At 38.4% G+C, this 14,154-nt stretch carries 11 protein-coding genes and 1 pseudogene; 7 read left to right on the top strand and 5 right to left on the bottom strand.

Features of this window, described 5'->3' with window-relative positions; genetic code table 11:
* Positions 1–81: 81 nt before the first annotated feature.
* Positions 82–804 (top strand): hypothetical protein, encoded by a 723-nt coding sequence (locus AN486_RS08385; protein ID WP_290600137.1) that lies wholly within the window; start codon positions 82–84, stop codon positions 802–804.
* Positions 801–1,169, top strand: coding sequence for a M48 family metallopeptidase (locus tag AN486_RS08380; protein ID WP_152608919.1), 369 nt, complete (start codon positions 801–803; stop codon positions 1,167–1,169). Before AN486_RS08385 ends, AN486_RS08380 begins: the two co-directional genes overlap by 4 nt.
* Positions 1,170–1,256: 87 nt before the next feature.
* On the opposite strand, the gene chlP is transcribed toward AN486_RS08380, so the two are convergent.
* The 3 genes and pseudogenes from chlP to AN486_RS08365 all read right to left on the bottom strand — a co-directional run.
* Entirely contained in the window at positions 1,257–2,477 is a 1,221-nt protein-coding gene (gene chlP / locus AN486_RS08375; RefSeq protein ID WP_290600135.1) for a geranylgeranyl reductase, read from the bottom strand.
* Positions 2,478–2,893: 416 nt separating this feature from the next.
* On the bottom strand, positions 2,894–3,484 hold the full coding sequence (locus tag AN486_RS08370) for a Uma2 family endonuclease (RefSeq protein WP_053537790.1): 591 nt from the start codon (positions 3,482–3,484) through the stop codon (positions 2,894–2,896).
* Positions 3,485–3,568: 84 nt separating this feature from the next.
* Positions 3,569–4,174 (bottom strand): annotated as a pseudogene (locus AN486_RS08365) (SDR family NAD(P)-dependent oxidoreductase); the annotation flags it as partial.
* 652 nt (positions 4,175–4,826) lie between these two features.
* Between AN486_RS08365 and AN486_RS08360 the strand changes: the two are divergent.
* The 5 genes from AN486_RS08360 (at position 4,827) to AN486_RS08340 (ending at position 11,429) form a co-directional block, all read left to right on the top strand.
* Entirely contained in the window at positions 4,827–6,581 is a 1,755-nt protein-coding gene (locus AN486_RS08360; RefSeq protein ID WP_290600134.1) for a hypothetical protein, read from the top strand.
* 521 nt (positions 6,582–7,102) lie between these two features.
* On the top strand, positions 7,103–8,095 hold the full coding sequence (sbnA, locus tag AN486_RS08355) for a 2,3-diaminopropionate biosynthesis protein SbnA (protein ID WP_290600133.1): 993 nt from the start codon (positions 7,103–7,105) through the stop codon (positions 8,093–8,095).
* 40 nt (positions 8,096–8,135) lie between these two features.
* Positions 8,136–9,164, top strand: a complete 1,029-nt coding sequence (sbnB, locus tag AN486_RS08350) for a 2,3-diaminopropionate biosynthesis protein SbnB (RefSeq protein WP_290600132.1) — start codon at positions 8,136–8,138, stop codon at positions 9,162–9,164.
* A 125-nt stretch (positions 9,165–9,289) separates the two neighbouring features.
* Positions 9,290–10,333 (top strand): iron-containing redox enzyme family protein, encoded by a 1,044-nt coding sequence (locus AN486_RS08345; RefSeq protein WP_290600131.1) that lies wholly within the window; start codon positions 9,290–9,292, stop codon positions 10,331–10,333.
* A gap of 124 nt (positions 10,334–10,457) precedes the next feature.
* On the top strand, positions 10,458–11,429 hold the full coding sequence (locus tag AN486_RS08340; RefSeq protein WP_290600130.1) for a DMT family transporter: 972 nt from the start codon (positions 10,458–10,460) through the stop codon (positions 11,427–11,429).
* A gap of 243 nt (positions 11,430–11,672) precedes the next feature.
* On the opposite strand, the gene AN486_RS08335 is transcribed toward AN486_RS08340, so the two are convergent.
* Both AN486_RS08335 and AN486_RS08330 read right to left on the bottom strand, forming a co-directional pair.
* Positions 11,673–12,464, bottom strand: coding sequence for an SDR family oxidoreductase (locus tag AN486_RS08335; RefSeq protein ID WP_290600129.1), 792 nt, complete (start codon positions 12,462–12,464; stop codon positions 11,673–11,675).
* 175 nt (positions 12,465–12,639) lie between these two features.
* The gene (locus AN486_RS08330) at positions 12,640–14,154 is read right to left on the bottom strand and encodes a thioester reductase domain-containing protein (RefSeq protein WP_290600128.1); all 1,515 of its coding nucleotides are present in this window, start codon (positions 14,152–14,154) and stop codon (positions 12,640–12,642) included.

Genomic DNA, 14,154 nt, shown 5'->3' with positions numbered 1-14,154 from the left:
ACCCTTGTCCCGTAAGGGTTTTGTTATCATCAATCCTCAATCACCATAAAAGAGACGCAAGAGCCGAAGTTTTTTAAATTTGTGCGTCAAATTCAATCTATTTATGAAATTCTTTCCCCTGATCCTTTTTTGCGTCCATTCATGGACAATTACCAAGCCATAATTAGACTATATGGGACTATTCGCGCTGCTTATAATACTAGTGCCTACATTGATATTGAACTGACAGCGAAAACTAAGGAACTGGTACGGAAAAATGTAAAAATCAGTGATTTAGAAATGCCGGGAATTATCTATGAATTGAATACTCAACAATTAGAAAAATTCCATCAAAACCAGACAACGGAAACTGTAAAGGTTCTTAATTTAAGCAAAGCATTATTCAAAGATGTAGAGGATAAAAGCCGAAAATCACCTTTTTTAATTTCCATAGGCGATCGCGCTGAGAAAATTCGCCAGCAGTTTGAAAATAGGCAAATTGAAGCTACAGAAGCATTAGCGAGACTGGAAGAAATTACCAAGGAACGTATTCAAGCGGAAACAGAACGGGAAAATCTACAAATTGATGAAAATACCTATGCTATTTACACCGTCATTAAACAAGCAATAGATAATGTGCAAGTGAAGCAAGCGGAAACTATCAACGCTATTTATAATAACTTCCTTGATTATCGTTGGGATGCCCGTCACGAAGTTGATTTAAGAACAGAACTTTACGTTAACCTGTGCAAAATAACCAACTCTGTTGAGCAAACTATTGAAATTACTAATAACCTACTAAAACTAGAACGGGTGGAATCATGAATACAACCACTGTCCAAACCCATTGGAAGGATACAGAAGAACTCAAAGATACTGTACAACAATGGAGCGATCGCCTTCAAGTAACAGTTAAACAAATTCAATTCCGTTCCATGAAACGCAAATGGGCTTCTATTTCCACTATCGGCCGCTTAACCATCAATACTGAATTACTGGATTTACCCAAGGAACTGGGAGAATTTGTGATTGTTCATGAATTAGTACATTTACTCGTTCCCAATCACGGTAAACTGTTTAAATGCTTTATGTCTGCTTATTTGCCTGACTGGGAAGAAAAAGAGCAAAAATTACAACTTTCTCAAAATTCGCCTAATAATTCTAAATTTTCTTCTGATTTTCTACCATAAAACGAAACTTTTTCCAACGAGCGATATAGAAACCGACCCAAAAAAAAGAAGCCTAGAAACGAATTTCCGGCTTCTGATTTCCTATATTTAGGGTGCAAGGGCGTTACCACGAATTAAACTACCAATGGTTTTGGCAGTAATTTTTAACTGGGTGAAGGGGTTAGCGGGAACTACAGTTTTATAGAGATAACTATCAAAAGTTAGCTTTTGTACATCCATGTCATCACACATTTCTACAAATGCTTCACGGGTAGCATCGGAACGATAGAAGACGTTTTGAAGAATGTCTAACACTTTGTAGGTGAGTCCGTATTTCTTATCCCAACGCTTGATGTACACTTTGAGGTCTCGTTCTGTGGGAATCCGCGCCCCACCGTTAGCGGCTTCCACAATGGCTTCAGCGCACATTCTGCCAGATTTAGCAGCGAAGTAGATACCTTCCCCGGAGGACTTGGTAACATAACCAGCAGCATCTCCTACCAAGGCTATGCGACCGACAACGCGACGGGGGCGGGGATGTTCAGGGATGGGGTGTGCCTCGATTTTGATAATTTCACCACCAGCGAGTTTTTCTGAAGCCCGGGCGCGAATACCAGTTTGAAATTGTTTGATTCTGGCTTTGTTGATGTGCATTGTGCCAGTACCGACGGCTACGTGATCGTGTTTGGGGAATACCCAAGCGTAGAAGTCGGTGGAAACATCATCGCCAACGTACATTTCGGCGAGGTCGTTGTAATAGTCCATTTTGTCTTGGGGAAGACGAATGCGTTCTTGGAAGGCGATCGCATAATTGTAATCTCCAGCGCCCATATCCTTGGCAACGCGGGAATTTGCCCCGTCAGCGCCCACGATTAAATCCACCTTCAGGGTTTTGGTAACGCCTTGCGCCCCGTCTCCTGTATGGTCAACGTAGTGAATGGTATAGGGGTCGGTATTGTTCCCAGGAATATCAACTTTATGAACAGTGGCGTTAATTAAATTTGCCCCTAATTTTGCCGCCCGGTCCCGCAAGAAACCATCCAGCACTTCTCGGCGGCACATTCCTATATATTCTTCTTCATTTATCAGATTGATATCAACTTCACGATTAGAAGGAGAAATCATTTTCATCTTCCGTACCCGACGGTCAATAATTGTCGGAGGTAAGTCAAACTCACTCACCATGCACAGGGGAATAGCGCCCCCACAAGGTTTGGCGTTATCTAACTTGCGCTCAAACAAATAGGTTTCAATCCCAGCTTTAGCTAGGGTTTCGGCAGCGCATGAACCCGCAGGTCCCGAACCCACAACAGCAACCCGTAGTGTCAAAGGTTTTCTCCTAATTATGAATATTTTCCCAAAGTATCCTATCACGGACTTTTGGCTGAATTTCCTTTGTAGCTCCAGGTTTTGATATAAATACAATATTCCTTAATATTTCGACATGAAACCCGTGTTTTTTATATCTTATGAGTAAATATTAGTCAATGATAACTAGAAGAACAACTAATCATTAAATATGGACATTGCTGAACTGAGGTATAAAAATCAAACATTCTATTTCTCAAACTCTTACTCTCTGCGACTCTGCGCCTCTGCGTGTTAGCGAAGCGGGGCGAAGCCTGAAAAATCATACCTTCACCCACCAAAGCCCAAAATTCGGCATTGCTGATTAAGGGTATGAATTTTAGTCTCACGGCAAATCAGTATAACAGCAAATACAGGATATCAAAGATACATTATGATTATTCTTGATTTTCATTGCTTTGGGTAAAATTTACCTGTTCATATATTTCACTTAAAGCAATCTGAAAATCTATAGTTTGTAATGTTAAAATATCTGATTCCGATTCTAACTCTGTGAATATCCATTTACCATCATTTGTTTTCACATATTGCATGACATGATATTGATATTGATTGATTAAAATATATTCTTTAAATTCAGGTATAGAACGATAATACATGAATTTATCACTTTGGTCATAATTACTAGTTGATTTAGATGAAACTTCAGCAATTAATAAAGGATTCATCACAGTGGTAGTATTTTCAGTAGCATAAATAGGTTCTCCTTGAATTATCATCACATCAGGGTATGTATGTTGACGATAACGCGGTATCCACAAGCGGACATCACCAATATAAACGTCATAGTTTTTCTTTCTTAATCCGTATTTTAAGGAAGCTGCGAAATTAAGAGCTATTTTATTATGATTTGTTGTTCCTCCAGTCATAGCTATAATTTCTCCATCTCGATATTCGCTTTTATACTCTGCTTGTTCTTCGAGTTCTAAGTATTCTTCTGGTGTGTAGTATCGTGTTTGTGTTTGCATAATATCAACACAGAGTTAATAATTGTGATATTAATAAGATTCTATCATGATCTAATTTTGTGACGGTTCAGCAGTCCTAAACCCCTACTTCTCTTCCTGCATACTTCTGACAATCTTTGTGACAAGTTTTCTAGGAATAAACCTCACACATTTTGACATCATTTTATTCATAAACCCAGGAATAACAATTGTCTTTCCTCTCATTAACGCATCATAGCCCATCTGAGCCACAGTTTCCGCATCCATCATATTTTTCCCCTTCAGCATTTTAGAATCTGCCATGCCGGTTCTTTCATGAAAAGCAGATGCAGTTGAACCTGGACAAAGAACTGTGACGGTGACACCTGTACCTTCTAATTCATTAGCGATCGCTTCTGAGAATGATAAAATATAGGCTTTGGTGGCAAAATAAACTGCCATTAATGGACCTGGTTGAAAAGCAGCGGCAGAAGAAACATTTAATATTTTCCCATAACCTTGTTTAACCATGTCTTTGAGAAATAATTTTGTTAACTGGGTTAAACAAACTAGATTTACTTGCAGCATTTCTAGTTCATTATTTAAGTTAGTTTCATTAAATAATCCATAGTTACCAAATCCGGCATTACTTACCAGGATATTAACTTTAATACCAGCTTCTTATAATTCCGAGAAAATTTCTTCAGGAGATGTAGATATAGATAAATGGCGTTGCTGATTTGGGGTATTGATAGCTATAGTTGCAATTGCGGAACGTCTGACAGAAAAAACATCAGTAAAAAAAGATAAAAGGTTCTTCGGTTATTTTTATGGAAAACCTGGTTCAAAATCATTGAAAGCCTTATTGTGTAGGCATTTCATTGAAAATATGGAAATAATTGTTTATAACCCTTGTCCCGTAAGGGTTTTGTTATCATCAATCCTCAATCACCATAAAAGAGACGCAAGAGCCAGATAAAATTAAATTCTGTCATTATTATAATGTGAGGCGATGAGTCTAATTAGTAATTTGCTAACTATTCCTCACTTGTGATACACTCAGCGAGAGTTAATCTGTAGCCTTGGCAATGAGAGTTAATCTATCGCGTTTGGCTACAGCGTGTAAATCTACTGAGAAATAACCGATCCCATCCTCCTGTTGAAGTAAAAAGTAAAGTCTAGTTTTGTCTAGGTTTTATATAGTAGCAAAACACCTTTTGGGAGAAATCTTAACTTACAGCACTTCCCGGTGTTATGAGGTACATATCTAGCTGGCAAGATGCCCGCATCACAAGAGTTTCATAATTCAACTTTGTACCTCATCTTCAGAGGAAAACGCTGTATGTGTTTGTTGATTAATATTAGTTAGTAAAAAAGTATCGTCATGGGATCTCACAAAAACGAAGAGAAGAAAGGAGAATATTCGATGTTCCAATGCGAAAAAGTTTTCCTAGAGCAGTTAGAACCCACGACATCACTAGAATACCAGTGGGATTTAGTATTTGATGATGAACGAAGAGTTAGGTGGAAAGGTTTTTATACTGGACCTCTGACTTTGACCACTGAAGAAATTGCAGCACTGTGTCTAAAGCTTTTGGGGATAGACATCACAGAATTGCAAAAAGTAGCATCTCAGGAATTACAGCCTACTCCCCTCGGAAAGAATTGGCCGGCCCTAATCATGCACTCACAAACCCCCGATGTCAAATCCTTTGAACAAGATCTCCTCGATCTGATGAATGGTCCGACTCCTTTAGACCACACAACTTATGCTGAAGCTCGTTCCGCTTATTTTGCGCGACAACAGGATCTAGCGATTGGTCGTACTAACCCGTGGAAAACCGCAGTTGAATTGGAGAAGATTAATGCCATTGAAATTCCGGGTATTGATTACTACTACCTTTCCCATGCGCTGCTACTACTTGCTGAAGAACATCTAATCTCACCCAGTTTAGAAATCAATCAGATCCTTGAGTTCTTGAGAAGTAACGAATATACGATTGTTCGCGTGTATAACCTGGAGAAAGAGATGCAAATATTTCTTATCTGGCTAAAGCGCTTGGCAAATTTAGAAAACCTATCTATAGACACCAATACTCCTGATGTAGCTCAATCTTGGAATCGCAAAAGTATACTCTATCCAACAGTTCGAGACGCACTGGCACTGGAAACAATTTTACTAAACCACTCCCCTCGACATATATTAGAGGTTGAATCACGTTCTTCACTTTTATATAAAAAACTAAACCTGACGATTCCCGTACTACCGGGCTATACAATTGAACGTTCGGGAGAAGATATAGACTCTTTTGTTCAGCAAACAATTCAGGCCACAAGGTTGCTCAAGACAAGATATGGACTTGAACGCGCTTGTCTAAAAGCTTCCGAAGCAGCTGATGGCGCACGTATTTTTGCGGGTCTTGATCTCAGAGATGAATTGAAAATCGAGGATCTTGCCAAGGATGCTTATCAGCATGGAGATGACTATCTCCTCGAAGCACATATTGAATATCTGCAAGTTAACGTAGGTGGACAAATGCTGAAAACTACACCCTCTGCACATATCCGTTGGGGAGAGGTTGCAGAAGGTTTAACCCTGCAAATGACACAGGGAACTTCCTGGAAAGGTAATATTTATATTAACGAAGCAGTTGGGGATTTATTCGGAGTCTCCAAAGCACATTATCAGATTATTGCTGAAACAATGAACGATTTTCTATGTGCCTTTCAAAGTAAAAACCTTGGCTTAATGATTGCCGGCTTTGATTTCGCTATTGGTAGAATCGGGGGAGTATTTGAGGACGAGGTGCTGGTAGCCGCACAAGACCCGAATGTTTCTTTCAATGGTGCCGAATGTCTCAGAATCTTTAGAGAAAAGGTTAAGGATCACCATTCATTCTGGACAGATGATCACTTTTATGCAGTTACCAGGGTGATACGTCCAACCCTTCAGGGCACACTCCCCGTTATTCGACAAATCACTAATGTTGTTACTGATACAGAAACTTATGCCACCACGATTGCCTCAATTCCTGGTTGTTGGGGTATGATCGCGGTGGCAAATAGAGATCCTGAAGAAGTGCTCAAAAAGCTTTCTTCTCTTTATGATTCTTTGATTCGTCAGAATCTCATTACCTGAGTTTTCCATTCTTAATTAGACATCTCCAGAAATGAAATACGCCTATCGTAGAAGCGGGTAGGGATTCTCGGATCTACATTTTTTTTGGAGATGTCTATTGTATCCTACCTTCCGCACCCTAAACTATCACACAACGAAAATTGGTTGTTTGGAGATTTGGTTTTAGCGAACTGCTTGCAACAGCACTAGTTCCCTGCGGGACGCTCCGCGTAGCTTGCTTCCCGTAGGTTACGCTATCGCCTGCCAATATTTTTTGATATTATAGTATAAGATTTAATAATCATGGTTAATTTGTATAGTGCATAGTTCCTAAAAATTTTCCTCATGACAAGATTCTTAAATCAATTTCTTTAATACAAAGTTCTCCCCGTGATATTATTAATCATGTGTTTTGCTGTATAAATATACCTACCATTTTTGAGCCTCGTAATCAATCAAATTTTCTTGGCTTTTATATGGTCATGTTATTTACACCGTGTTACATTAGTCAGTGAAAAACGCAATCTATGGTGTAGTTTAAGATGATTCATGAATCAGTAGCAAGCTCTATAGGTCAAACACCCTTAGTATTTTTGTCTAGATTATTCCCCTATAAAAACATTAAAGTTATAGCAAAACTGGAATTTTTAAATCCTGGAGGTAGTATTAAAGACCGTCCGGCTCGCTTTATTATTGAACAAGGGTTGCAGGATGGAAGCATTTCTAGAAAAACCCACCTAATTGAAAGTACGTCTGGGAACTTAGGTATTGCCTTGGCCATGCTGGCACGAGTCCACGAGCTTAAATTCACGTGTGTAGTAGATCCTAAAATATCAACAGTGAACTTACAGATGTTGAAGCTTTTGGGGGCTAATATTGAGATGGTTGACACACCTGACAATCAAGGCGGCTATCTACAGTCTAGAATTAAACGGGTGCAGGAATTATTAAAGACCATTCCCCAAAGTTATTGGATTAACCAGTATGCTAACGAACTTAACTGGAAGGCACATTACTATGGGACTGGTGCTGAAATTGTTTCCAGTCTAGACCACCCCATTGATTGTCTAATCATTGCTACCAGTACCACAGGAACACTATTGGGAGTGTCGAAACGTCTCCGTCAGGAGTTTCCTAACTTGCGAGTTTTTGCCGTGGATGCTGTGGGTTCGGTTATTTTTGGGGCACAACCAGGCGCGAGGGAGATACCTGGCATTGGTGCAAGTCGGGTACCTGAACTTAGCAGTCAGCTTGAAGTAGATGAAGTTATTTACGTTAACGATAGAGAGTCCGCTTTGGGGTGTCGCGCTCTTCTTGAACATGAAGGTATTTTTGCTGGTGGTTCTTCAGGGTCAGTGATTGCCGCTATTCAGAAACTCATCCCGACTTTGCCTTCTTCTTACCGTGTCCTCACTATTTTACCTGATCGAGGAGAACGGTACTTAAATTCAGTCTATAACGATAACTGGTTAATGCAATTGCCCACGCCACTAACAACGGCTAAACTACCTGGTATGATCACCCAGATGGTCTAGTTTACAAACGAATCTAGCACTTATCCCCATCAAAAAAAATATGACCTCCCGACTTACACAACCGCCAAAGATTCTTTATCTGAGCAAATCAGACATTATTCAACTGTGCGGAAATTCTTCTCAGTTGTACATAGATGCAGTCAGCCATGCTCTTGTTCTTCACGCTGAGGGCAAAATTGTCCAACCCCTCAAGCCATATTTGCGCTGGCGCGGTGATGAAAATCATATTGCTGACCGGATAATAGCCATGCCGGCCTATTTGGGTGGTGATAACCCAGTCGCTGGTTTAAAGTGGGTTGGAAGTAAGCATGATAATCCTTCTGTACACGGTATAGACCGAGCTAGTGCAATCATCATTCTGAATGACACCCAAACTCATTACCCAATTGCTATTCTTGAGGGCAGTCTAATCAGCGGTATGCGAACCGCGGCTGTTACTTCGGTAGCGGCTAAGTACCTAGCGCGAACAGGTTTTTCTCGTGTAACCTGCATTGGCTGTGGACCCATTGCCAAGATGCAACTATTGACAATTCTTGAGCAATTCCCTTTAATTACTACCATTTATCTATTCGACCTCAACTCCCTCGCTGCTAAGAATTTAGTTCTTGAGCTAAACCAACACTTCCCAGGAGTGGAATACCATATTGCAGCAACGGCAGAGGAAGCAGTGCGCCAGGGCGAGGTGGTTATAACCTGTACGGTTACGGACAAACCCTATATACCCTACGAATGGCTGCAAAAAGGAACTTTTGTGAGCAATATTTCCATTATGGACCTACACAAAGAGGTCTTCTTGAAAGCTGATAAGGTAGTAGTGGACGACTGGGAACAATCCAATCGTGAGAAGAAAATAATTAATCAGTTAGTAATTGAAGGGAGCTTTTCCCGCGAGCATCTACACGCGGAACTAGGTGAAATAATCCTTGGAAACCGATCAGGTCGGGAGTCAAATGAAGAAATCATCGTTCTTAATCCCATGGGAATGGCAATTGAAGATATGGCTTGTTCCCAAAGCATCTACGAGAAAGCCCTGGCTACGGGGGTTGGCTTTTGGTTGAATCTTGATTAAGGGCAAATCACAAATTGGACAGGGAGATAATATTTAATATCAATGCAACGGGATACAAGTGTTGGCATTGTGTTATGTAAATCTAAATCAGTTGTATACTACTTGAATTTTAAAGGAGTTGTCAGGTGCTAAGTATTAATCAGTTACAGGAAAAGTCCTCAAATTTACAAGATCGGAGTTGGCCTCCTGTCAACAAATTTCAGGGTTTCAGCGGTTTAATCAAAGACTTTCTTTATTTAGATGTAACTCAGCAATATGAAATATTAGCTAAAAGCAGGGATAATTCTGAAGAACATGGTAAATTTATTCACGAAAGTTTAGGATTAATTTATGCGTATGTACTCGGTTATGAAGATAGCCCTTGCTATATCACGACCAATGAAGAATTAGAAATAAAATTACAGCAATTAAAGATTGTTTTAGAAAGAGAATTAATGAATTATTGGTTAGATATACCAGTAATTCCCCAACAGCTAAATCAGGGTGAAGCGGTTGATTATCTTAACAAAAAAATACTTGATAATTCCGGCGTTTACCACGAACTATTTGATTATATTGCGACAAAGGCCTCAAAAACGTCTGTTATAACTTTTTTACAAAATGAAGTCATCCGCAATGAGGTGGTTGATGATGAGGTAGCTTTACTGGTAAAGGGTTTACAAGGGCTACTAAAAAAGGTAGTTGCATCAAATCTTTGGGATGAGTGCGGTCGTGGCAAGCTTAATGATTTCCACACATATTGGTTAAGAATGTTGTTGGAAGAATTAAATGGTTGGAATCAACTATCTGATTATCGAAAACTAACGAGTCCCTGGTACGCTAAGATAACATCAAACTCATTTAATATGCTGTTGACACGTCCAGGATACAAATATATGGCATATGGAGCTTTCTTGATATTTGAAAGTTGGGTGCATCCACATTTTGAAAGAATTATTGCGGGTTTAAAAAGAGTTGGTATTGATCAGGAAGATTTGAGTATTTATTTTACTGCTCACCTAGCCATTGATCAATATCACACAAGAGAGTTACTTGCCGGTATAGCTAATCAAGAGCCGAGGTTAAATCAAGCAGAAGTTGACCAAATTCTTCTGGGATCACATTTAGCAATAGCAGCGGGAACAGCACAGTATGGGCGGATGTTGTCTTATCTTTCAACTCTCAAATAGTAAGCTGTTCGGAATTTAAACTGTATAACTTAAAACAAGTTTAATTATTGTGGGGTGGGACTCCTTACCCGCCCTGTTTATTTTGTACAACATTACCTCCAAAAGTCTTTGCAACAAAATCATTATGACTAATACCGTGGAATTGCCAGAGCAACAGACAGATTTTAGATCCGATAAAATACAGATGATTTTATTGTTCGTAGCAGTATTTACTTTATCACTAGCAGCAATCTTAATCAAATTTAGCGAACAATATATTGGTCCTAATGCTACGATTTTCAATCGCTTCTGGATAGCCACTTTTATTCTAGGACTGTGGAAAGGTGGTAAATATTTAGCTTCTCAACTATTCCAAGATACTTCCAGTGTAAAAGAAAGTTATACAATATTCGATATATCACTATTGGTGTTAACGGCTATCTTAATTTCACTTTCCCAGCTTTCCTGGGCTTGGTCTATAACTACAACAAGCGTTGCTAACGCGAATTTATTACATAATATGACCCCAATTTTCACCATATTAGGGGGATGGCTGCTATTAAATTATTCCTTTAACAGTAAATTTCTCATCGGTATGGTTTTAGCTATAGGAGGAGCTATAACTATTAGCATTCAAGATTTACAAATTTCTACAGATCATCTGAATGGTGATAGTTTAGCTTTACTGTCTGCTATATTTTTTGGAGCTAACAATTTAGTGGTAGAAAAATTAAGAGTCAAGTTTTCGACAATAAGCATATTATTATGGTCTTGTTTTTTCCGAATATTTTTGACATTTCCAGTAGTGATATTAACTGAAGATAAAATTTTCCCATCTTCCTGGCAGGGATGGTTACCAGTCATCTTTCTAGCTATTTTCTGCCAAGTGATTGGTTCGGGGATTCTCTTCTATAGCCTCAAACACTTCTCTTCAGGATTTATTTCTTTGTTCCTTCTGCTTGAGCCGATCATTGCTACAATTCTTGCATGGATCTTCTTTGGTGAAGATTTAAGTCTCCTAAATGGGTTAGCTTTTATTGTAGTTTTAGTTGGTATATATGTCGCTAAATCTGCTCAAGAATCTGATGGTGAGGTTAACCCTCATCCGTCAAAATAAGTACCTGGAAAAAATTAATTACACAAACATCAGGGCTGAAATCCTTGACTGGTAAAGAATTGGTAAATAACTAATATGTAATTAATTCTGTCTAAGTACTTATGAATCTGAATCGCAAAAATAATTGCCTAATTTCCAAATCCAGATGAAACATTAATAAATCGCCAAGAACTTTATGTGGCGTTAAAATTCGTTTTTATGACAAGGGGACAGGGAAGAGGTCTTGGGAGATTTTACTTTTTATTACTTGTCTTCCTGCATACTTCTCACAATTTTCGTCACCATTTTCCTAGGAATAAACCGCACACATTTTGACATCATTTTATTCATAAACCCAGGAATAACAATTGTCTTTCCTCTCATTAACGCATCATAGCCCATCTGAGCCACAGTTTCCGCATCCATCATATTTTTCCCCTTCAGCATTTTAGAATCTGCCATGCCGGTTCTTTCATGAAAAGCAGATGCAGTTGAACCTGGACAAAGAACTGTGACGGTGACACCTGTACCTTCTAATTCATTAGCGATCGCTTCTGAGAATGATAAAATATAAGCCTTAGTGGCAAAATACACTGCCATTAACGGACCTGGTTGAAATGCAGCCGCAGAAGCAACATTTAATATCTTGCCATGACCTTGTTTAACCATTTCTTTGAGAAACAACTTAGTTAAATGGGTCAGACAAACTAAATTTACCTGCAACATTTCCAATTCAGTCTTGAGATTAGTTTCATTAAATAACCCATAAGTACCAAACCCGGCATTATTTACCAGAATATCAACTTTGATACCAGATTCTTGTAATTCTGTGAAAATTTCTTCAGGAGATATAGATATAGATAAATCTTTAATAATAGGTTTAACAGAAATTCCAAATTCTTCTGCAAAATCAACAGCTATTTTTGTGATTTTTTCTTCTAGTCTATCTACCAAGACTAGATTATAATTATTATGAGCAAAAATACGAGCTAATTGATAACCGATACCATTAGCTGCACCCGTAATCAAAACTGTTCCCTGACACTTTATATTCATTTTAAGAAAGTTGAGTTAGCTGAAATTGGCACTAACAAATTCTGCCAATATCCCTATATTATAACAAATTCAAATAAAGCTGCATATAATTAATATTTCCAGAATAATTGACCGCAGATGAAGGCAGATAAACTCTGGATTTAATAATTATGTGCAGCTTCACCTAAAATTGATATTAAGCAAGACTTAGGAAACCAGTTTGTACTAAGTAAGATGTGTAAGTCATCAACAATTGAGAATCAATGGTCGGACAAACAATGGAACTACCTTTTAATGCTGCTAGAGTTTCTTCGCAACTGATAATTGGTCTTCTTGCTTGTAAATACAAATCAGGAATGGTGATTTGTTCATCAGACCAACGTTCTAGTAAAAATGGACGTAAAGTATATAAAGGATTGTCTTGAGATGTGACATTATTAATTAACTCTGCTTGCCACTCTTCATAAGGAATCATCTTCAGTGAAAATCCAAAAGAACGCACCCAATCAACTAAAGATTTTAAAGAAGCAGGTTGAGGATGTTGTAAATGGAAAGCCTTACCTACAGATGTTTCTTGTCGAGAAAGATAAACAACAGATTTGCTCACATAATCAACAGGAGACATATCCAACATATAATCTACATCAGGGAAAGAACCCATTTGCAGACAACCTTTAATCATCAAATTGATGAAATCATGGGTATTACAAATCCCGGTTTGGCTATCTCCAGAAATTAAAGGAGGTCTATGAATAGTAATAGGTAATCCTCGACTACCAGCAATTTTTACTAATTTTTCTGCCACCCATTTAGTTTGGGAATAACCGAGGAAAATACCTTCCCAATCATGAAAATCATCATCTTCTTTAACTAACTTACCAGCATAAGCACTGGATTCAAAAACAGCCACACTAGAAACATAATGCAATGGCTTAACTTTAGTTTGACAAGCCAAACGCAAAACTTCCTGTGTACCCAAAACATTCGCTGTTTTTAATGCTGAGTAAGGATAAACATAATTCAGTAAAGCTGCACTATGATAAATAGTATCAATATTAGCAGCTAGATTTTGAAATTGTTCTGCATTAATTCCTAAATGTGGCTGTGCTAAATCCCCAATAATGGGAATAATTCTGCCACTATAATGATCTTGCCAAATGCCATATTGTTGCAAATTATTTTCTAATTTGCTTTTACCTTCTTCCAAATTACTAGCACGGACTAAGCAATAAAGAGTTGCGTCCGATACTTCTAGTAATTCCTTGATAATGAAAGCACCTAAATAACCTGTTCCCCCGGTTAAAAAGATATTTTTAGGGTTAGTAACAGAAACAGCAGTGCCTATGGGTTGAATAGTGGGGTCTAGAACAGCTTCCGCAGCCAAATCTAGAAGAGGAGGAGCAAAACTAACAGGGGAATTTGTTCCAGAACCTGCATCTTGTAGCTGAGAACCATTACTAGATTCTTCTGACAATCGTTGGGAAAGTGCCGCAATATTAGGATAATGCCAAAGTAAAATAGGAGAAGGTTTAAAACCTAGTAATTCCTCTAATTTACTAATGATCATCATGGCTTGAGCAGAATCCAAACCATAATTTTCTAAGTTTTCATCAACATCAATTTCTGCGGTTTCAACTCCGACAACTTCCGCGAGATGGGAAACTAGAAATGATTGAATACTTTCAGAAGTACAAGACTGTTTTAAACTCAT

The sequence above is a fragment of the Anabaena sp. AL93 genome (assembly GCF_001672085.1).
Lineage (GTDB): Bacteria > Cyanobacteriota > Cyanobacteriia > Cyanobacteriales > Nostocaceae > Dolichospermum > Dolichospermum heterosporum.
The sequence above is the reverse complement of the archived record's forward strand: the minus strand, read 5'-3'. Positions and strand labels throughout refer to the sequence as shown.